General features: G+C 71.5%; 15 protein-coding genes. 3 read left to right on the forward strand and 12 right to left on the reverse strand.

Annotated features, from left to right (window positions below; all coding sequences use genetic code 11):
• On the reverse strand, positions 1-435 hold the full coding sequence (locus tag ACFYP4_RS31605; protein WP_358855553.1) for a DUF948 domain-containing protein: 435 nt from the start codon (positions 433-435) through the stop codon (positions 1-3).
• A gap of 164 nt (positions 436-599) precedes the next feature.
• On the opposite strand from ACFYP4_RS31605, the gene ACFYP4_RS31610 reads away from it, so the two are divergent.
• The gene (locus ACFYP4_RS31610) at positions 600-2,783 is read left to right on the forward strand and encodes an ATP-binding protein (RefSeq protein WP_388790109.1); all 2,184 of its coding nucleotides are present in this window, start codon (positions 600-602) and stop codon (positions 2,781-2,783) included.
• 33 nt (positions 2,784-2,816) lie between these two features.
• On the opposite strand, the gene rpsD is transcribed toward ACFYP4_RS31610, so the two are convergent.
• The 5 genes from rpsD to ACFYP4_RS31635 all read right to left on the reverse strand — a co-directional run bounded on the left by rpsD (position 2,817) and on the right by ACFYP4_RS31635 (position 8,263).
• Positions 2,817-3,431 (reverse strand): 30S ribosomal protein S4, encoded by a 615-nt coding sequence (gene rpsD / locus ACFYP4_RS31615; protein WP_358855555.1) that lies wholly within the window; start codon positions 3,429-3,431, stop codon positions 2,817-2,819.
• A 335-nt stretch (positions 3,432-3,766) separates the two neighbouring features.
• The gene (locus ACFYP4_RS31620; protein ID WP_358855556.1) at positions 3,767-5,122 is read right to left on the reverse strand and encodes a replication-associated recombination protein A; all 1,356 of its coding nucleotides are present in this window, start codon (positions 5,120-5,122) and stop codon (positions 3,767-3,769) included.
• A gap of 66 nt (positions 5,123-5,188) precedes the next feature.
• Entirely contained in the window at positions 5,189-5,827 is a 639-nt protein-coding gene (locus ACFYP4_RS31625; protein WP_388790113.1) for a vitamin K epoxide reductase family protein, read from the reverse strand.
• 451 nt (positions 5,828-6,278) lie between these two features.
• Positions 6,279-7,541 carry a histidine--tRNA ligase gene (gene hisS / locus ACFYP4_RS31630; RefSeq protein WP_388790116.1) on the reverse strand — a complete coding sequence of 421 codons (1,263 nt, stop codon included), beginning with the start codon at positions 7,539-7,541 and terminating at the stop codon, positions 6,279-6,281.
• Positions 7,542-7,552: 11 nt separating this feature from the next.
• A complete protein-coding gene (locus ACFYP4_RS31635; RefSeq protein WP_358854270.1) occupies positions 7,553-8,263 on the reverse strand; it encodes an MBL fold metallo-hydrolase in 711 nt (236 codons plus the stop codon).
• Between the two features lie 187 nt (positions 8,264-8,450).
• Between ACFYP4_RS31635 and ACFYP4_RS31640 the strand changes: the two genes are divergently transcribed.
• Both ACFYP4_RS31640 and ACFYP4_RS31645 read left to right on the forward strand, forming a co-directional pair.
• Complete coding sequence (locus ACFYP4_RS31640) at positions 8,451-9,272, forward strand: peptidylprolyl isomerase (protein ID WP_388790118.1); 822 nt, start codon at positions 8,451-8,453, stop codon at positions 9,270-9,272.
• A 135-nt stretch (positions 9,273-9,407) separates the two neighbouring features.
• Positions 9,408-10,637 carry a DUF349 domain-containing protein gene (locus ACFYP4_RS31645; protein WP_358854268.1) on the forward strand — a complete coding sequence of 410 codons (1,230 nt, stop codon included), beginning with the start codon at positions 9,408-9,410 and terminating at the stop codon, positions 10,635-10,637.
• Between the two features lie 78 nt (positions 10,638-10,715).
• Here the strand turns inward: ACFYP4_RS31645 and ACFYP4_RS31650 are convergent, their stop codons facing one another.
• From ACFYP4_RS31650 to secF, 6 genes are all read right to left on the reverse strand, one after another.
• Positions 10,716-11,864 carry a caspase family protein gene (locus tag ACFYP4_RS31650; RefSeq protein ID WP_358854267.1) on the reverse strand — a complete coding sequence of 383 codons (1,149 nt, stop codon included), beginning with the start codon at positions 11,862-11,864 and terminating at the stop codon, positions 10,716-10,718.
• Complete coding sequence (locus ACFYP4_RS31655) at positions 11,845-12,267, reverse strand: hypothetical protein (RefSeq protein WP_358854266.1); 423 nt, start codon at positions 12,265-12,267, stop codon at positions 11,845-11,847. The genes ACFYP4_RS31650 and ACFYP4_RS31655 overlap by 20 nt, the downstream gene beginning before the upstream one ends.
• A complete protein-coding gene (locus tag ACFYP4_RS31660; protein ID WP_358854265.1) occupies positions 12,260-13,696 on the reverse strand; it encodes a serine/threonine-protein kinase in 1,437 nt (478 codons plus the stop codon). The genes ACFYP4_RS31655 and ACFYP4_RS31660 overlap by 8 nt, the downstream gene beginning before the upstream one ends.
• A gap of 23 nt (positions 13,697-13,719) precedes the next feature.
• The gene (locus tag ACFYP4_RS31665; RefSeq protein WP_358854264.1) at positions 13,720-16,272 is read right to left on the reverse strand and encodes a RelA/SpoT family protein; all 2,553 of its coding nucleotides are present in this window, start codon (positions 16,270-16,272) and stop codon (positions 13,720-13,722) included.
• Positions 16,273-16,525: 253 nt separating this feature from the next.
• Positions 16,526-17,065, reverse strand: coding sequence for an adenine phosphoribosyltransferase (locus ACFYP4_RS31670; RefSeq protein ID WP_358854263.1), 540 nt, complete (start codon positions 17,063-17,065; stop codon positions 16,526-16,528).
• Positions 17,062-18,186, reverse strand: a complete 1,125-nt coding sequence (gene secF, locus ACFYP4_RS31675; RefSeq protein WP_358854262.1) for a protein translocase subunit SecF — start codon at positions 18,184-18,186, stop codon at positions 17,062-17,064. Before secF ends, ACFYP4_RS31670 begins: the two co-directional genes overlap by 4 nt.

The following is an 18,186-nucleotide window of genomic DNA, read 5'->3' on the forward strand; positions in this document are numbered from 1 at the left end:
TCAGTCCTTCTTCCGCTTTCCCCGTCGCGCGGACGGGACGGTGCGTCCCACGATCACGGTGCGGCGGGACGCCTTGGGGGGCTCGTTCTCACGTCGGACACCGAGTGCCCGGCGGACGCCGTAGCCGAACGCCGCGACCTTCACCAGGGGGCCGCCGAAGGTGGACGCGACCGTCGTGGACAGCGCCGACGCGTTCGACGTGACCTCCTGGACGTCGGAGGCGATGGCGTCCACCCGGTCGATCTGGGTCTGTGCGGAGCGCACCGCCGAGGAGGCGTCGGCCAGCAGCGGGACGGCCTGGTCGGTCACGTCCGCCACGAGCTTGGTGGTCGCCCTGAGCGTCTGGGCCAGTCTCGCCAGTGCCACGGCGAGGAAGGAGACCAGGATCGCCCAGAACACGGCCACCAGGATCCCGGCCACCTCTCCACCGGACACTCTGATTGCACCCGCTCCCTGATACGTGCCTGAACTTCGAAAAGTCGTCCCCCGAGCCTATCGCGCCGGGGCCGCCGCTCCGCACCCGATTACCGCCGCCCCCGCCCGGAGTTCGCGCGAACCGATTGTACGGAGCGCGCACGTGTCAGTACGCTCCGTGTCCCATGCGCCCTTCTCACCCGCCCCGGCCCGCGGGCTCCCCGTCCCCCCGCAATCTCCCCCTGGAACTCAACGCGTTCGTGGGGCGCTCGGCGGAACTGAAGCGGCTGGACGAGGCACTGGAGTCGGACCGGCTGGTGACCGTGACGGGCATGGGGGGCGTCGGCAAGTCGCGGCTCGCGGCACGCGCGGCGGCACGGACGGACCCGGGCGACGGAGCGTGGCGGGTGGAGCTGGCCGCGGTCCGTGAGCCGGAGCTCGTGGAGTACGCCGTGCTGGAGGCCCTGGGACTGACGGACACCACGTCCCGGCTGCCGCGCGAGGTACTGCTCGACCATCTCGCCGGGCGTCGGCTCCTGCTGCTCCTGGACGGTTTCGAGCATCTGGTGGACGCGTGCGCCCCGCTGGTGGGCGAGCTGTTGCGGGCCGTGCCGGGTCTGCGGGTGCTCGCCGCGGGGCGCAGGCCGCTGGAGGTCGAGGGCGAGCAGTTGTTCCCGCTGGCGCCGATGACCGGGGCGGAGGCCGTGGAGCTGTTCGGGGTGCGGGCCGCGGCCCGGGTGCCCGGGTTCGCGGTGGACGACGCGAACCGGTCCGCCGTCCTGGAGCTGTGCCGGCGCCTCGACGGGATTCCGCTCGCCGTCGAACTGGCCGCGGGCCGGCTGAGCACGCTCTCCCCCGCGCAGCTGCTGTCGCGCCTGGAGGACCGGTTCCGGCTGCTGACGGGCGGTGGGCGGGACGTGCCGCCGCGCCACCGGACGCTGCGTACGGCGATCGGCTGGAGCCACGAGCTGTGCACACCGGAGGAACGGCTGCTCTGGTCGCGCCTCTCGGTGTTCGCCGGGCGGTTCGACCTGGAGGCCGCCGAGTACGTGTGCAGCGGTGACGGGCTGCGCGCCGAGGACGTCCTCGACGTCCTGGGCGCACTGCTCGCCCAGTCCGTGGTCACCCGCGAGGAGGGCCCCGCCGGCGTCCGCTACCGCATGCTCGCCACGGTCCGCGCGTACGGCGCCGAGTGGCTGGAGGCGATGGGGGACGCGGGGCGGCTGCGCCGCCGCCACCGCGACTGGTTCATGGGCCTGGCCACGTGGTGCGAGCTGGACTGGTTCTCGCCGCGCCAGGGAGAGGTCGCCGCGCGCATCGAGGCGGAGCTGCCGAATGTGCGGTGCGCTCTCGAGTACTGCCTGACCGAGCCGGGCGAGACACACCTGGGCCAGTACCTGGCGGGAAGCCTCTGGTTCTTCTGGGTCGGCTGCGGCCGGCTCGCCGAGGGGCGGCACTGGCTGGACCGCAGCGTCGAACCGTCCTCGCAGGACGGGGCGTACGAGCAGTCGCGGCTCAAGGCGCTCTGGGTGCTCGGCTACGTGGCGGTCCTCCAGGGGGACGCGGTGCCCGCGCTCGCCGCGCTCCAGGAGTGCCGTGCCGAGGCCGAGCGGGCCGGGGACCCCACGGCGGTGGCGTACGCGGAGCACCGCACCGGCTGCCTGGCGCTGGTCACGGACGACATGCCGCGCGCGGAGGGCCTGCTGCGCTCTGCGCTCGGCCGCTACCGCGAGATCGGCGAGCTCAACAGCAACGTCCTGATGGGGCAGGTCGAGCTGGCGATGGCGAGGGCGTTCCAGGGCGACCTGCCGGGTGCGGTCGAGCTGTGCGAGGACGTCCGCCGGGTCTGCGAGGACCACGGGGAGCGCTGGGCGCTGGCGTACGCGCTGTACGTGCTGGCCTACGGGGCATGGGCCGGGGGCGACCGGCGGCGGGCGCGGGATCTGCTGGAGGAGTGCCTCGGCATCGGGCACGCCTTCCACGACCTGCTCGGCACGGTCCTCGCCGTCGAGCTGCTCGCCCTGGTGACCGCGGAGGACGGCGATCCGGCCGAGGCGGCGCTGCTGCAGGGCGCGGCGTCCCGGATGTGGCCGTCGGTGGGGCTGCCGCTGTTCGGTTCGGCGTACTACAACGCGCCGCACGAGCGCTGCGAGGCGACGGCACGGGAGCTGCTGGGCGACGAGCGGTACGAGGAGTGCGTCCGGGAGGGCGCCCGGCTGGAGCAGGAGGCGGCGGTGGCCCGGGCGCTCGGGCGGGCCGGGAAGCGGACGCTCGCCGCGGTGCCGGCGCCGCGGTCGACGCGGGCACGCGGGGACATGCGGAAGCCCGCCGCCTCGCCCACCCCGAAGGGCGGCGAGACGGCGGGCTGACACGCAGGTGGTGCTACATCCGCCGGAAGACGATCAGCGGGCGTAGTACTCGACGACGAGCTGCTCGTCGCAGATCACCGGGATCTCCTTGCGGTTCGGCTCGCGGTCCAGGCGGAAGGCCAGGGCACGGAGGTTCACCTGGAGGTAGCGCGGGGTCTCGCCGTCGGGGGCGAAGCCACCCTCACGCGCGACCTCGAACAGCGGCTTCTGGCGGCTGCGCTCGCGGACCATGACGACGTCGTCCGGCCGGACGCGGAAGGACGGCTTGTCGACCTTCTGGCCGTTGACCTCGATGTGGCCGTGGACGACCATCTGGCGGGCCTGGTAGATCGTGCGGGCGATGCCCGAACGCAGGACCAGCGCGTCGAGACGGCGCTCGAGCTCGATGACCAGGGCCTCACCGGTCTTGCCCTGGGTCTTCGCGGCACGCTCGTAGGCGCGGACGAGCTGACGCTCGGACACGTCGTACTGCGCGCGCAGACGCTGCTTCTCGAGCAGACGGACCTTGTAGTCCGAGTTCTGCTTGCGGCCGCGGCCGTGCTCGCCCGGCGGGTAGGGGCGGGCCTCGAAGTACTTGACGGCCTTCGGGGTCAGCGCGATGCCGAGGGCACGCGACTTCTTGACCTTGGGGCGGGACTGGTTCGGCATGAACCAAACACCTCGTGTTTCTGATGTGAATACGGCTTCACCAGGGTTAGGGGAGGTCGCAATCCGCAGCCGGGGAAACCCTGCGGGTCCGTTGCGGGACCTGCCGGGCAGCCGCTCTCCGGTCTGGGCACATACGTGCAGCACGCGAGTGGCCCACCGACCTGTTCCCGGTGGTCCGGGAGGGTGGTGGGCTGCCCGCGACACCTTCGACGGTGCGCGACGCTCCTGGATCCCCTGTGCCTCGCGGCGCACGGGTTCCGGCTGGATGTCCCGTTCTGGTGGTGCCGACCGGAGCCGGACACGGGACGCAGCGCTTCAGGGAGTCTACAGGGTGGTCAGGGCCGTCCTCGACCGAGGTGCTTCCTGGTCCACTCGACGGCGTCCGCGTAGCGCGCCTCCGCGCCGTGGCGGGTGGGTGTGTAGTACTCCCGGTCCTTGAGCTCCTCCGGTGCGTACTGCTGGGCGGCGATGCCCTCGGGGAGGTCGTGCGGGTACACGTACCCCTGCGCGTGGCCGAGCTTGGCCGCGCCCTTGTAGTGCCCGTCGCGCAGGTGGGCGGGCACGGGGCCGGCGTGGCCCTTGCGCACGTCCTCCATGGCGGCGCCGATGGCGGTGGTCGCGGCGTTCGACTTGGGGGCCAGGGCGAGGGCGATGGTGGCGTGGCTGAGGGTGAGCGCGGCTTCCGGGAAGCCGATCATGGCGACGGCCTGGGCGGCGGCGACCGCGATCGGCAGCGCGTTCGGGTCGGCGAGGCCGATGTCCTCGCTGGCGGAGATCATCAGGCGTCGGGCGATGAAGCGGGGGTCCTCGCCGGCCTCGATCATCCGCGCCAGGTAGTGCAGGGCGGCGTCCACGTCCGAGCCGCGGATGGACTTGATCAGGGCGCTCGCGACGTCGTAGTGCTGGTCGCCGTCGCGGTCGTACTTCACGGCGGCGCGGTCGACCGTCTCCTCCAGGGTCTGGAGGGTGATCTCGGGCTCGCCCTTGTCGAGCGCGGAGCCGGCCGCGGCCTCCAGGGCGGTGAGGGCCCGGCGGGCGTCGCCGCCGGCGATCCGCAGCAGGTGCTCCTCGGTGTCCTCGGGGAGGGTGACGGCCTCCTTGAGGCCGCGCTCGTCGGTGAGGGCCCGGCGCAGCAGTCCTCGCAGGTCGTCGTCCGTGAGCGGTTCGAGGGTCAGCAGCAGGGAGCGGGACAGTAGGGGGGAGATCACCGAGAAGTACGGGTTCTCCGTGGTCGCGGCGATCAGGGTCACCCAGCGGTTCTCGACGGCCGGGAGCAGGGAGTCCTGCTGGGCCTTGCTGAAGCGGTGGATCTCGTCGAGGAAGAGGACCGTCTCCTTGCCGAAGCCGCCCGTGGCCCGGCGGGCGCCCTCGATGACCGCGCGCACTTCCTTGACGCCCGCGGTGATCGCGGACAGCTCGACGAAGCGCTTGTTCGTGGCCTTCGAGACGACGTACGCGAGGGTCGTCTTGCCGGTGCCCGGCGGGCCCCAGAGGATCACGGAGGACGGTCCGGCGGGGCCGCCGCCGCTCTCGCCCACCAGTCTGCGCAGGGGCGAGCCCGGCTTCAGCAGGTGCTGCTGACCCACGACCTCGTCGAGGGTGCGCGGGCGCATCCGGACCGCCAGGGGACTGCTGGACGGGTCCTTCTCCTGGCGTTCTTCTGCTGCGGCGGTGAACAGGTCGGGCTCCACGCACAAAACCCTATGCCACGCCACTGACAACGCCGCCGGGCCCGGTCGGCCGGGGGCCCGCCGGGGTCAGCTGGTCCAGAAGTCCCACCAGCGGGTGAGGATCAGCATGCCGATGATGCCGATGTGCAGCACGGGCAGGACCCAGGTGAACTCGCCGAAGAAGCTCTTCACCGGGCGCGGTGCCGGCAGGAAGCCGTGGCGGATGTTCGAGGAGGTCACGTACCAGAACATGAGGATCGTGGCGACCCAGGCCAGGCTGCACCACAGGCACAGCGAGTTGATCCGGTACAGGGACTGGAACTGCAGCCAGGTGCAGAAGGCGACGCCGAAGAGGGTGCCGGCGTTGAAGGTCAGCCAGTACCAGCGGGGGAAGGTCGCCCGGGCGAGCAGGCTGACGCCGACGCAGATCACGATGCCGTACGCGACCAGTCCGAGCATCGGGTTGGGGAACCCGAAGACGGAGGCCTGGTCGCTCTTCATGATGTTGCCGCAGGAGACGACCGGGTTGAGGCTGCAGCCCGGCACGAAGCCCGGGTCCTCCAGCAGCTTGAACTTGTCGATCGTGATGACCCACGCGGCGAGCAGACCGGCCGCGCCGGTGATCACCAGCAGCAGGGCGAAGGCCGGGCTGCCGCCCACGGTCCGCGGAGCGCCGCCGCGCTCCCGGTCGAGGGAGACGCCGTCCTTGACTGTCGTCTTGCTCATCACGCCGATCCGTTACTGGGAGTGGGCTCTGCGGGCACGGTCATTGTGCCGCACGCACGCGCGTGTCCACCGTTCGATGGACATAAGGAGGTACGGAAGGCCGTGCCGTCGCGTTCGCCGCTCCCGGGAGCCGGTCGGCCCGACGGAACACGCGATCAACTCGCGGCGGGCCCACGGAGACCGCCCCAGCAGGACGGGTAGGTGATCGCGGTCGACCCCGCCGGCCTCGGATTCCGGCACGGAGAGGTGTTCCGCCCGGCCCGGACCCCGGCAGCGTCCGGCAGGGGGAATCCGCACCCGTGAAGTTGACGGCCCGGCCGACCGTGAGGCATTCGTCCCGATAACGCCGGAAGTCGCATGACCGCCGGGTGGCCGTCGCCGCGAAAACGCCGGACGGGCCGGGGCCTCCCGGTGCGGGAGGCCCCGGCCCGTCCGACGGGACCGGCGGCCGTCAGCCCAGGCGGGATTCCAGCTCCGCCACGATCTCGTTGACCCCGATCGGGGTCTGCTCGCCGGACTCCATGTCCTTCAACTGGACGACACCCTCGGCGAGATCGCGCTCGCCGGCGACGATCGCGTAGCGGGCGCCACTGCGGTTGGCGTTCTTCATCGCGCCCTTGAGGCCCTTGCCGCCGTACGAGAAGTCGGCCGCGACGCCCACCTTGCGCAGCTCGTTGACCTTCGCGAAGAGGAACCGCCGGGCCTCGTCTCCGAGCGGCACCGCGAAGACGCTGGTCGCCGACGGGATTTCGAGCGAGACGCCCTCCGCCTCCAGTGCGAGGACCGTGCGGTCGACGCCGAGCGCCCAGCCGACGGACGGCAGCGCGGGGCCGCCGATCATCTCGGACAGCCCGTCGTAGCGGCCGCCGCCGCCGACCGCGGACTGCGAACCGAGTCCGTCGTGGACGAACTCGAAGGTCGTGCGCGTGTAGTAGTCGAGGCCGCGCACCAGCTTCGGGTCGTCCTCGAAGGAGACGCCCGCGGCCGTGATCAGCTCGCGCACCTCCTCGTGGTACGCCTTGCACGCGTCGCACAGGTAGTCCCGCAGCAGCGGAGCGCCGGTCAGCTGCTTCTGGACGTCGTCGCGCTTGTCGTCGAGGACCCGCAGGGGGTTGATGTCGGCGCGGCGCAGCGTCTCCTCGTCGAGGTCGAGGCCGCGCAGGAAGTCCTGGAGGGCGGCGCGGTAGACGGGACGGCACTCCTTGTCGCCCAGGGAGTTCAGCAGGATGCGGAACTCGCGCAGCCCCAGCGAGCGGTACGCCTGGTCGGCCAGGATGATCAACTCGGCGTCGAGCGCCGGGTCCTCGGCGCCGATCGCCTCGGCGCCGACCTGCGAGAAGTGGCGGTACCGGCCCTTCTGCGGGCGTTCGTAACGGTAGTACGAGCCCGAGTACCAGAGCTTGACGGGCAGGTTGCCGGCCTTGTGCAGGTTGGCCTCCAGCGCGGCGCGCAGCACGGAGGCGGTGCCCTCGGGGCGCAGCGCCAGCATGTCGCCGCCCTTGGTCTCGAAGGCGTACATCTCCTTGGTCACGATGTCGGTGGACTCACCGACACCGCGGGCGAACAGCTCGACGTTCTCGAAGCCGGGCGTCTCGATGTACCCGTAGCCGGAGGTGCGCAGCGGGGCGGCGATGGCCTCGCGCACGGCGAGGTAGGCGGCGCTGTCCGGCGGGATCAGGTCGTACGTGCCCTTGGGGGCCTTGAAGGTGCTCACGGAAGGTCTCGTCACATTCCTCGTCGGGGAGCCTCGGGTGCTCCCTGGCCGGCGGCGGCCACCTGCCGCAGATACGGGTTGGTGGCGCGCTCCTGGCCGATGGTCGTCTGGGGGCCGTGGCCGGACAGCACCACGGTCGAGTCGTCGAGCGGCAGGCACACACGGGCCAGCGAGTCGAGCAGCTCGGCCGCGTCGCCGCCGGGCAGGTCGGTGCGTCCGACGGAGCCGGCGAACAGCAGATCCCCGGAGAAGAACACGGACGGGATGTCCGCGCTCTCGGGCATGCGGAAGGTCACCGACCCCTTGGTATGGCCGGGCGCGTGCGCGACGGAGAGGTCGAGGCCCGCGAGCCTGAGCTCGGCGCCGTCGGTGAGTTCCTTCACGTCGTCGGGCTCCCCCACGGTCAGTTCGCCCATCAGCGGCATCCCGATGGAACGGCCGAGCGCCTTCTCCGGGTCGCTCATCATGTAGCGGTCCCGGGGGTGGATCCAGGCCGGTACGTCGTGCGCTCCGCAGACCGGTACGACCGAGGCGACGTGGTCGATGTGGCCGTGGGTGAGGATGACCGCGACAGGCTTGAGCCGATGCTTGGCGAGTGCGTCCTCGACTCCCTGGGCGGCCTGGTGGCCCGGGTCGATGATCACGCACTCCTCACCCGCGGCGGGGGCGACCAGATAACAGTTGGTCCCCCAGGCCCCGGCGGGGAACCCGGCAATGAGCACGATCGTCCTTCGTTTGTGTCGTACGAGGTCATACGGCGTCGTACGGGGCGGGTGGCTGCGGATCAGAGCCTACCGGCGCTGCCGTTTCCTCAGCGAACCCATATACGGTACGGGGCACACGCAGGCGGTCGGCTCTCTGAACGCACGCGTCCCCTTTGCCGAACGAGACGCACGAGGAGAAAACCCGGTGGTCAGCCAGGAGCAGCGGCGGCGTCAGCTCGCCCGGGAGAAGTTCTTGCGGCAGCAGCAGCGGCGTACGGCCGCGCGGCGCAGGACGCACGCACGCAACGCGGTGATCGCGTCGGTCCTCGGCGTCGTCGTGGTGGGCAGCGTCGTGTCGTACGCGACCGGGGTCTTCAAGAACGACGACAAGAAGACCAACGCGGGTGCGGAGGTGACGCCGAGCCCCTCGGCGCCGAGCAAGGCGCCGGACCCGTGCAAGAAGGCCGCCCCGGGCAAGGTGGAGTCGCTGAGCTGGAAGAAGGAGCCGGCCGTCACCATCGACAAGTCCGCGGACTACGCGATGAAGCTGGCGACGACCTGCGGCGACATAGACGTCGACCTGAAGACGGCCGCGGCGCCGCACACGGTGAACTCGTTCAACTTCCTCGCGGGCAAGGGGTTCTTCGACCACACCAAGTGCCACCGGCTGGTGACGAAGAACATCTACGTGCTGCAGTGCGGTGACCCCCAGGGCACCGGCAGTGGCGGCCCGGGCTACACGATCCCGGACGAGAACCTGAAGGACAAAAACCTGAAGGGCGGCATCTACCCGGCGGGCACGGTCGCCATGGCCAACACCGGCCAGAAGCACACCGGCGGCAGCCAGTTCTTCCTCGTGTACCGGGACAGTCAGCTGCCGCCCAATTACACACCGTTCGGGACGATCTCGAAGTCCGGCATGACCGTTCTGAAGAAGATCGCCGCGGCCGGGGAGAGCTCCGGCCAGGGCGACGGCGCACCCAACGCGACCGTCGTGATCAACAAGCTGACCGTGACGAAATCCTGACCGCCAGCTGCGAAACTTCGGTCGCGCGGGATGCGGACAGCCGCCCCGCCGGTCGCCTATGTTGGCCGTGACGAAACTGTGGACGATGCCCGGGGGCGCGGAAGCCTCCCGCGGGCATCATGTGGAGGAGGCGCTGTGAGCAGCGACCCGTGGGGCCGCGTCGACGAGACGGGGACCGTGTACGTGCGTACGGCCGAGGGTGAGCAGGTCGTCGGTTCCTGGCAGGCCGGCTCCCCCGACGAGGCGCTGGCCTACTTCGAGCGCAAGTACGAGGGCCTGGTTGTGGAGATCGGCCTCCTCGAGAAGCGAGTGAAGACCACCGACCTGTCGGCGAAGGACGCCCAGGCCGCCATCGCGCACATCCGTGAGCAGGTGGACGCCCACCACGCGGTCGGTGACCTGGACGCGCTGCGCGTGCGGCTGGACAAGCTCGTCGAGACGGTCGACGCGCGCCGTCAGGAGCGCAAGGAACAGCGGGCCAAGCAGTCCGACGAGGCGCGGCACGCCAAGGAGGCCCTGGTCACCGAGGCGGAGGAGCTGGCGCAGAGCGAGCAGTGGCGGTCGGCCGGTGAGCGGCTGCGCGCGCTGGTGGACACCTGGAAGGGGCTGCCGCGGCTCGACCGCAAGTCGGACGACGAGCTGTGGCACCGCTTCTCGCACGCGCGCTCGGCGTTCTCCAAGCGGCGCAAGGCGCACTTCGCGTCGCTGGACGCGCAGCGCGAGGAGGCCCGCAAGACCAAGGAGAAGCTGGTCGCCGAGGCCGAGGCGCTGTCCGCTTCGACGGACTGGGGTCCGACGGCGGCCCGCTACCGCGAGCTGATGGCGGACTGGAAGGCCGCGGGCCGTGCCCAGCGCGAGCACGAGGACGATCTGTGGAACCGCTTCCGCGGCGCCCAGGACGTCTTCTTCGCGGCGCGCGGCTCGGTGTTCGCCGAGCGGGACGCGGAGCAGTCGGAGAACCTGAAGCTCAAGGAGGAGCTGGCCGAGGAGGCCGAGAAGCTCGTCCCGGTGCAGGATCTCAAGGCCGCCCGTGCCGCGTTCCGTTCGATCAACGAGCGCTGGGAGGCCATCGGCCACGTGCCGCGCGACGCCCGGCCGAAGATCGAGGGCCGGATGCACGCGGTGGAGCGGGCTCTGCAGGAGTCCGAGGAGACCGAGTGGCGGCGGACCAATCCCGAGGCACGCGCGCGTGCGGAGGGGCTGACCGGCCAGCTGCAGGCCGCCGTGGACAAGCTCACGGGTCAGATCGAGGCGGCGCGCTCCGCGGGCAACACCGCCAGGGCCGACAAGCTCCAGAAGGAGCTCGACGGCCGTCAGGCGCTGCTGGACCAGGCCCTGAAGGGTCTGCAGGAGTTCGGCGGCTGACGTCGGCCGGCTGACGGCGCGCGGCTCTTCTCCTGTGCGGCCCGGCGGTGGATCTTCCACCGCCGGGCCGCACCGCGTTCATGACGGGACGCGCGGTCCGCCCTGTTCGGCGATGTGGAGGGCGTGCTTGAGGACCTCGCAGGCCTGGATGTGGTTCCCGCACTCCTGGAGGAGATCGGCGAGCCGCCGGCACACGAGGACGGCCTCGGGCCCGTACAGCCGGTGGACCTGCCGGAAGGCCAGCTCCAGGACCTCGATGGCCTCCCCCACCTGGCCGGACTCCGCGAGCAGCTCGGAGAGTTCCAGCTGTACGGCGAGCAGGTCGCCCCGGCCGTTCGTCGTCTGTTCCTGGAGGGCGAGCCGCAGCACGGGAAGCGCGTCCCTGGTGTTGCCCGCGGCGCGCAGGGCCCGGGCCACGTTGAGGCCGGTGGCGACCATCGCGGCGCGTACGTCGGCGGCGAGGACCGGTCCGGCGGGGGCGCGGTGGCCGGCGCGGGCCTTGTTGCGGGCGAAGGCGAGCCGTCCCACGCCGTTCTCCTGGGAGCGCTGCGGCAGCGGGCGGTTCTTGGCCCGCAGCCGCTCCTCCAGGACCCGGTAGAGGGTGTCGAGGTCGATGAGTTCGGGTCCGTCGTGGACGCCGTCGCGCAGGACGGTGAGGAGTTCACCGGTGAACGCGGTGTAGCGCTCGCCGTCGGGTGCGAGCGCCAGCCGGTCGCGCGGGGACGCGGTGAGCACGAAGGCGCCGTCGACGGCGGCCTGCGCGGCGAGTACGTCACCGCCGCCGACGAGGGTGCGGGCGGCCCGGCCGCTGAAGCAGCAGTCGAGGACGACGACCTTGCGGCGGGCCCGTGAGGCACGCAGGGCGGAGCGCAGGTGCTGGTAGGCGACGGCGGTGTAGCCCAGGTGGTCGCGGGAGTCGCCGAGCGCGAGGTACAGGTCCGCGGACTCGGAGTCGCGCATGCCGTGCCCGGCGTAGTACACGATCAGGGTGTCGGTGGCCTCGTCGCCCGCCTGGTGCACCGGGTCGAGCATGGCGAGCGGACTCTGCGGGTCGGTGACGACGGTGCAGTGCTGGACCGGGAGCCCCCAGACCGTGGCGTCGCACAGTTCGGCGGCGAGGTCGACCACGTTCGCCTCGACGGCGGGCAGTTGGGGCAGGTGCCGGTAGGAGGCGGTGCCGATCAGGACCGCTCTGGAGCGGGCCGGGTCAGGGAGCGTCGAGGTCACTCTCGGCTTCCTCCCCGTCGAGGAGTCCGACGATCCGGCGCAGGGTCTCCTCGTCGCGCGCCGCCTCGGCGGTGAGCAGCACCTCGACCTCGCCGCGGCGCAGGGTGACGGCGGGAGCCCGGCGGCGCGAACTCTGCCACTGGAGCACGGAGACGACCAGCGACGCGGTGGACAGCCCGCTGCCGAGGGCGAGTTGCAGCAGGTCGAACCCCGAGCCCATGTGCTGTGCGGCGGCCGGCTCGCCGCCGATCCGGGCGCGTACGTCGAGCGTCTCGTCCGCGTGCAACCAGCGCAGCAGGGAGCGGAGTTCGTCCTCGCTGCCGAGTGCTTCCCCGGTGTCCGGCGTCCGCTGGGCCCCCGCGGCCGCCGGGACCTCCGCGATCCCCGCGACGAAGTCAGTCATCGATCCCGTCCGTTCGTCGGCCTACACGTTTGTTCACCTGCGAGAACAGGTCGAGTGCCTGGTCCCCGGCGTCCAGCCGGGCCAGGCACACGGCCTGCCAGTACTGGCTGGTCAGGGTGGTGAGGTGGTCGGGGCCGAGCGACGACAGGCACACCGGCACGATCACCGACAACATCTGGGCGGCTTCGCGGAGTTCACCGCGCAGCACCAGATTGACCGCCTCGCGCTGCCGGGACAGCGCGTTCGACGCGGTCATGCTGCTCAGGACGAGCCGCCGGGTGGCGTCGCTGAGGGTGGGCGGCGCCAGAGCGCGGCGGGCCCTGCGGAACGATGGCCCCGCGTCCTGCTCGGATAAGGCGCCGCCGTCCGGCGCTCCGGCCCCCCACCCCGCACCGGCGAGGCCCTGGGGCAGCGGCGGCACGGCCGACTGGTCCCAGTCGTACTCGGGCGCCTCGACCGGCGGCTCGGACGGGCCCTGGCCTTTGCGGGCGGGCGGGCCGCCGTCCGGGGGCGAACCCAGTGCGCCGGGCGGCTCGGCGAGGCCTTCCAGCACCTCGGCGCGGATGTGCCGCGCCAGCAGGCCGGCCAGCAGTGCGGTGCCGCCGTCGGCGAGGCCCCTGAGTTCCTCCTCGACCGTCTCGACCCGCTGCGGCCGGTCGGCGGGATCCTGCTCGCAGAGCCGGTCGACGAGGACGGTCAGATCGACGGGGTACGGCGGTGTCCGCCCGGCCAGCCGCGGGATGCCGTCGCCCAGGGCCTTCTCCACGATGGCTCCGACGTCCATGGTCGCGCCGAACGGCAGTTCGCCCGTGATCATCAGGTACATGCAGGCGCCCAGCCCGTAGAGGTCGGCGGCGGGCTCCGGCAGCGCCCCGCGGATCGCCTCGGGCGCGATGAACTGCGGTGTGCCCATCAGCATGCCGGTCCGGGTGATCACCGCCTCCCCGGCGAGGCGGGCGAGTCCGAAGTCCTGGAGGACGACCCGTCCGCCGCGGTCGATCCCCACGTTCGAGGGCTTGACGTCCCGGTGCAGCACACCGGCCGCGTGGGCGGCGGCGAGCGCGTCGGCGACCTGGGAGGCGACGGAGGCGACCGCGGCCGGCGGCAGCGGGCCCGTCGCCGCGACCAGGTCGGCCAGGGTCATGCCGTCGAGCACCTGCATGACCAGGTACGGCGTGCCGTCGTGGACCCCCGTGTCGTACAGCGTGACGACCGAGGGGTGGTCGATCCTGGCCAGCGCGCGGGCCTCGCGCATGAAGCGCTCGAGTGCCTCGCTGTCGGCGGCCAGTCCTTCCACGGCGGTCAGCATCTTCACCGCGACGCGGCGCCCGAGCACCTCGTCGACCGCCTCGTACACCACGCCCATGCCGCCCCGCCCGAGGAGCCCCACCGGGCGGTAGCGGCCGGCCACTAAGCCGATGCCGTCCATCTCGTCCCCCGTCGTCCGGTCGGTCAGGGCCTGCGGGCCGACGTCACGCGGTACACGTCGTACACGCCCTCCACGCCCCGTACGGCCTTCAGGACGTGCCCGAGGTGCTTGGGGTCGCCCATCTCGAAGGTGAAGCGCGAGGTGGCGACGCGGTCGCGGGAGGTCTGCACGGCCGCGGAGAGGATGTTGACGTGCTGGTCCGACAGGACGCGGGTGACGTCCGACAGGAGCCTAGAGCGGTCCAACGCCTCGACCTGTATGGCGACGAGGAAGACCGAGGACTGGGTGGGCGCCCACTCGACCTCGAGGATCCGCTCGGGTTCCCGGGACAGCGAGTCGATGTTGACGCAGTCGCTGCGGTGCACCGAGACGCCGCTGCCGCGGGTGACGAAACCGATGATCGGGTCGCCGGGCACGGGAGTGCAGCAGCGGGCCAGCTTGACCCAGACGTCGTCGACGCCCTTGACGACGACGCCCGGGTCGGCGTTGGAGCGCCGCTTGCGGCTCCGGCCGCGGGCGGGCGGGATGCTCTCGTCGATCTCCTCGCTGGCCGCCTCCTCGCCGCCGAGCGCCTGCACCAGTTTCTGCACGACGCTCTGCGCGGCCACGTGCCCCTCGCCGATCGCCGCGTACAGCGACGAGATGTCGGGGTAGCGCATCTCGTGCGCGAGGGTGACCAGGGAGTCGCCGGTGAGGATGCGCTGGATCGGCAGGTTCTGCTTGCGCATCGCGCGGGCGATGGCGTCCTTGCCCTGCTCGATCGCCTCGTCGCGGCGCTCCTTGGAGAACCAGGCCCGGATCTTGTTGCGGGCCCGCGGCGACTTGACGAAGCCCAGCCAGTCCCGGGACGGGCCGGCGCCCGCGGCCTTGGAGGTGAAGACCTCGACCAGGTCGCCGTTGTCGAGGGTGGACTCCAGCGGCACCAGCCGGCCGTTGACGCGGGCCCCTATGGTCCGGTGGCCGACCTCGGTGTGCACGGCGTAGGAGAAGTCCACCGGGGTGGCGCCCGCCGGGAGCGCTATGACGTCGCCCTTCGGCGTGAAGACGAAGACCTCGTTGCGGGACAGGTCGAAGCGCAGGGACTCCAGGAACTCGCCCGGGTCCTCGGTCTCCTTCTGCCAGTCGAGGAGCTGGCGCAGCCACGCCATGTCGTTGAGGTGGTCGTCCTTGCCGGTGGTCCGCGGCACGTCCGAGCGCACCTTGGAGGTGCCGGCGACGGCCTCCTGCTTGTACTTCCAGTGCGCGGCGATGCCGTACTCGGCACGGCGGTGCATGTCGAACGTACGGATCTGGAGTTCGACCGGCTTGCCGTTGGGGCCGATGACCGTCGTGTGCAGCGACTGGTACATGTTGAACTTGGGCATCGCGATGTAGTCCTTGAACCGGCCGGGGACCGGATTCCATCGCGCGTGCACCGTGCCGAGGGCCGCATAGCAGTCGCGGACGGTGTCCACGAGGACGCGGATGCCCACCAGGTCGTAGATCTCCGCGAAGTCACGGCCGCGGACGATCATCTTCTGGTAGACGCTGTAGTAGTGCTTCGGGCGGCCGGTCACCGTCGCCTTGATGCGGGCGGCGCGCAGGTCGGACTGCACCTCGTCGGTCACTATGGCGAGGTACTCGTCGCGCTTGGGGGCGCGCTCGGCGACGAGGCGCACGATCTCGTCGTACATCTTGGGGTAGAGGATCGCGAAGGCGAGGTCCTCCAGCTCCCATTTGATGGTGTTCATGCCCAGCCGGTGGGCGAGCGGCGCGTAGATCTCGAGGGTCTCGCGCGCCTTTTTCTCCTGCTTCTCGCGCTTGAGGTAGCGCATGGTGCGCATGTTGTGCAGGCGGTCGGCGAGCTTGATGACCAGGACGCGGGGGTCCTTCGCCATCGCGACGACCATCTTGCGGACCGTCTCGGCCTGCGCGGCCTCGCCGAACTTGACCTTGTCGAGCTTGGTGACACCGTCGACGAGGAGGGCGACCTGGTCGCCGAAGTCGCGGCGCAGGGAGTCGAGCCCGTACTCGGTGTCCTCGACGGTGTCGTGCAGCAGGCCGGCCATCAGCGTCGCCGGGTCCATGCCGAGCTCGGCCAGGATGGTGGTGACGGCCAGCGGGTGCGTGATGTACGGGTCGCCGCTCTTGCGCTTCTGACCGCGGTGCCAGCGCTCGGCGACCTGGTAGGCGCGCTCGATCTGGCGGAGCGTGGACGTCTCGATCTTCGGGTCGTTGCCGCGCACTATCCGCAGCAGGGGCTCCAGCACCGGGTTGTACGGGTTGGAGCGCTGGACGCCGAGCCGGGCGAGGCGGGCCCGTACGCGGTTGGAGGAGCCGCCGCCGGTCCGCGCGGGCTGGCCGGCCGCGGGACGGGCCACCGGGGTGCTGGACTGCCCGCCCTCACCGGGCGCCGGCTTGGGGCGCGGCTCCTCCGCCGCCTTCCCCTCGGGCGCGGACTGGGCGTGCTCGACCGGCCCGTGCGCGACGCTCTTCGCGGGCTCGGCCGCGGGGCCCGAAGTCGGTACGGGCTTGGCGGCCGGAGTTCCCCCCGGGCGGTCGGCACTGGGGGCGAGTGGCTGGGCCTCGTCTGGCAAGAGGGCTCCTCGTACACTTTCCGGGTCCCCCGGTCAGGCTCCGGAAACCCCATGGTAGCGATCCCCGGCTTCGAACTCGCCTTCGGCCGGGTGGGACGGCCTGGTACTGCGGAAACAGCGGAGGCGGGCACCGGATTCCTCCGGGCCCGCCTCCGCGGTGTCGAACGGGTGTCCTCAAGGTGCCTCGCGGGTGCCGGAGGACGGCGTCCGGGTACGGCGCCGTGTCGTACCGCGACGCGGCGCCGGGGCGTCCTCAGACCCTGAGGAGGGCCTCCAGGGGGGCGCCCGCGAGGGCCGGCTCCAGGCGGGCGCGCCCGCCGAGGAAGCCGAGCTCCATCAGGACCGCGACGCCCGCGACCTCGGCGCCCGCCCGGCGGATCAGCCGGAGCGAGGCCTCGGCGGTGCCGCCGGTGGCGAGGACGTCGTCGACGACCATCACGCGGTCCCCCGCGGCCAGGTCCTCGGCGTGCACCTCGATCTCGGCGGAGCCGTACTCCAGGTCGTACGACTGGCTGAGGGTCGCTCCGGGGAGCTTGCCCGCCTTGCGTACGGGGATGAAGCCGACGCCCGCGCGGACCGCCGCGGGCGCGCCCAGGATGAAGCCGCGGGCCTCCAGACCGACGATCTTGGTGGCGCCGTTGCGCACGGTGATCTCCGCCAGGGCGTCGGTCAGCGCGGTGAACGCCGCCGGGTCGGCCAGCAGCGGCGTGATGTCCTTGAACATCACTCCCGGCTCCGGGTAGTCGGCGACGTCCCGGATGCGGCTGAGCAGCAGCTCCTCGATGCCGGTCATCGGCGCTTCCCCGAGGGGCGGCCGCGGCCCCGGGTGCGGGACGCGGGCTGGTTGCGCGGGCCCACGACCGCGGGCGCGGCGTCCTGCGGCTCGTCCTCGTCGTCGTACGCCTCGGGGGCGGACTCCGGCGCGTCCAGCGACTCGCCCCGGGCGGCGGCCTGCGCCCGCTTGGCGAGGACCCGCTTCTTCAGGGCCTTCATCTGCGGCTCGCGCTCCTTGAGGTCGGCGACGAGCGGCGTGGCGATGAAGATCGACGAGTACGCTCCGGCCGCGAGACCCACGAACAGCGACAGCGAGATGTCGTTGAGCATGCCGGCCCCGAGGACACCGCCGCCGATGAACAGCAGGGCCGCGACGGGCAGCAGCGCGACCACCGTCGTGTTGATGGAGCGCACCAGGGTGCTGTTGATCGACCGGTCGGCGACCTCGCTGTAGGTCCAGCGGGTCTGCTTGGTGAGGTCCTTCGTCTGTTCCTTGAGGCTGTCGAAGACCACGACCGTGTCGTAGAGCGAGTAACCGAGGATCGTGAGCAGACCGATCACGGTGCCCGGGGTGACCTCGAAGCCCACCAGGGCGTAGATGCCGACCGTGATCGTGATGTCGTGGATCAGCGCGACGAGCGCGGCCAGGGCCATGCGCCACTCGAAGGCGATCGCCAGGTAGATCACCACGAGGACCATGAAGATCGCCAGGCCCTGCCAGGCCTTGTTGGCGATCTGGTCACCCCAGCTGGGGCCGACCAGGTCCGCGTTGATCGACTCGGAGTCGACCTTGAGGTCCTTGGCCAGCTCGTCCTTGATCTGGTCCGACTTGCCGGTGTCGATGCCGGCGATCTGGATGCGCAGACCGCCGTTGCCGAGCTTCTGGACGATCGCGTCGTGCCCGGAGGCCTCCTCCGCGTACGTCTCGGCCTGGGACACCGAGACGCTGGTCCGCTCGGTGGTGAGGACGGCTCCGCCCTGGAACTCGATGCCCATGTTCAGGCCGCGCACCGTCAGGCCGAGGATGGCCGTGATGGTGATCAGGATCGAGACGCCGTACCAGATCATGCGCTTGCCGACGAAGTCGTAGCCGATCTCGCCGCGGTGGAGCCGGGCGCCGAGGGTGCCGAGTTTCGACAT

Source organism: Streptomyces sp. NPDC005551, from assembly GCF_042871785.1.
Taxonomy (GTDB): Bacteria; Actinomycetota; Actinomycetes; order Streptomycetales; family Streptomycetaceae; genus Streptomyces.

Bases quoted from the DNA above. Each gene is read 5' to 3' on its own strand.
- ACFYP4_RS31610 (WP_388790109.1), top strand. From the start codon at position 600: ATGCGCCCTTCTCACCCGCCCCGGCCCGCGGGCTCCCCGTCCCCCCGC.
- rpsD (WP_358855555.1), bottom strand. From the start codon at position 3,431: ATGCCGAACCAGTCCCGCCCCAAGGTCAAGAAGTCGCGTGCCCTCGGC.
- ACFYP4_RS31625 (WP_388790113.1), bottom strand. From the start codon at position 5,827: ATGAGCAAGACGACAGTCAAGGACGGCGTCTCCCTCGACCGGGAGCGC.
- ACFYP4_RS31655 (WP_358854266.1), bottom strand. From the start codon at position 12,267: ATGACTGACTTCGTCGCGGGGATCGCGGAGGTCCCGGCGGCCGCGGGG.
- ACFYP4_RS31660 (WP_358854265.1), bottom strand. From the start codon at position 13,696: ATGGACGGCATCGGCTTAGTGGCCGGCCGCTACCGCCCGGTGGGGCTC.
- ACFYP4_RS31670 (WP_358854263.1), bottom strand. From the start codon at position 17,065: ATGACCGGCATCGAGGAGCTGCTGCTCAGCCGCATCCGGGACGTCGCC.
- secF (WP_358854262.1), bottom strand. From the start codon at position 18,186: ATGTCGAAACTCGGCACCCTCGGCGCCCGGCTCCACCGCGGCGAGATC.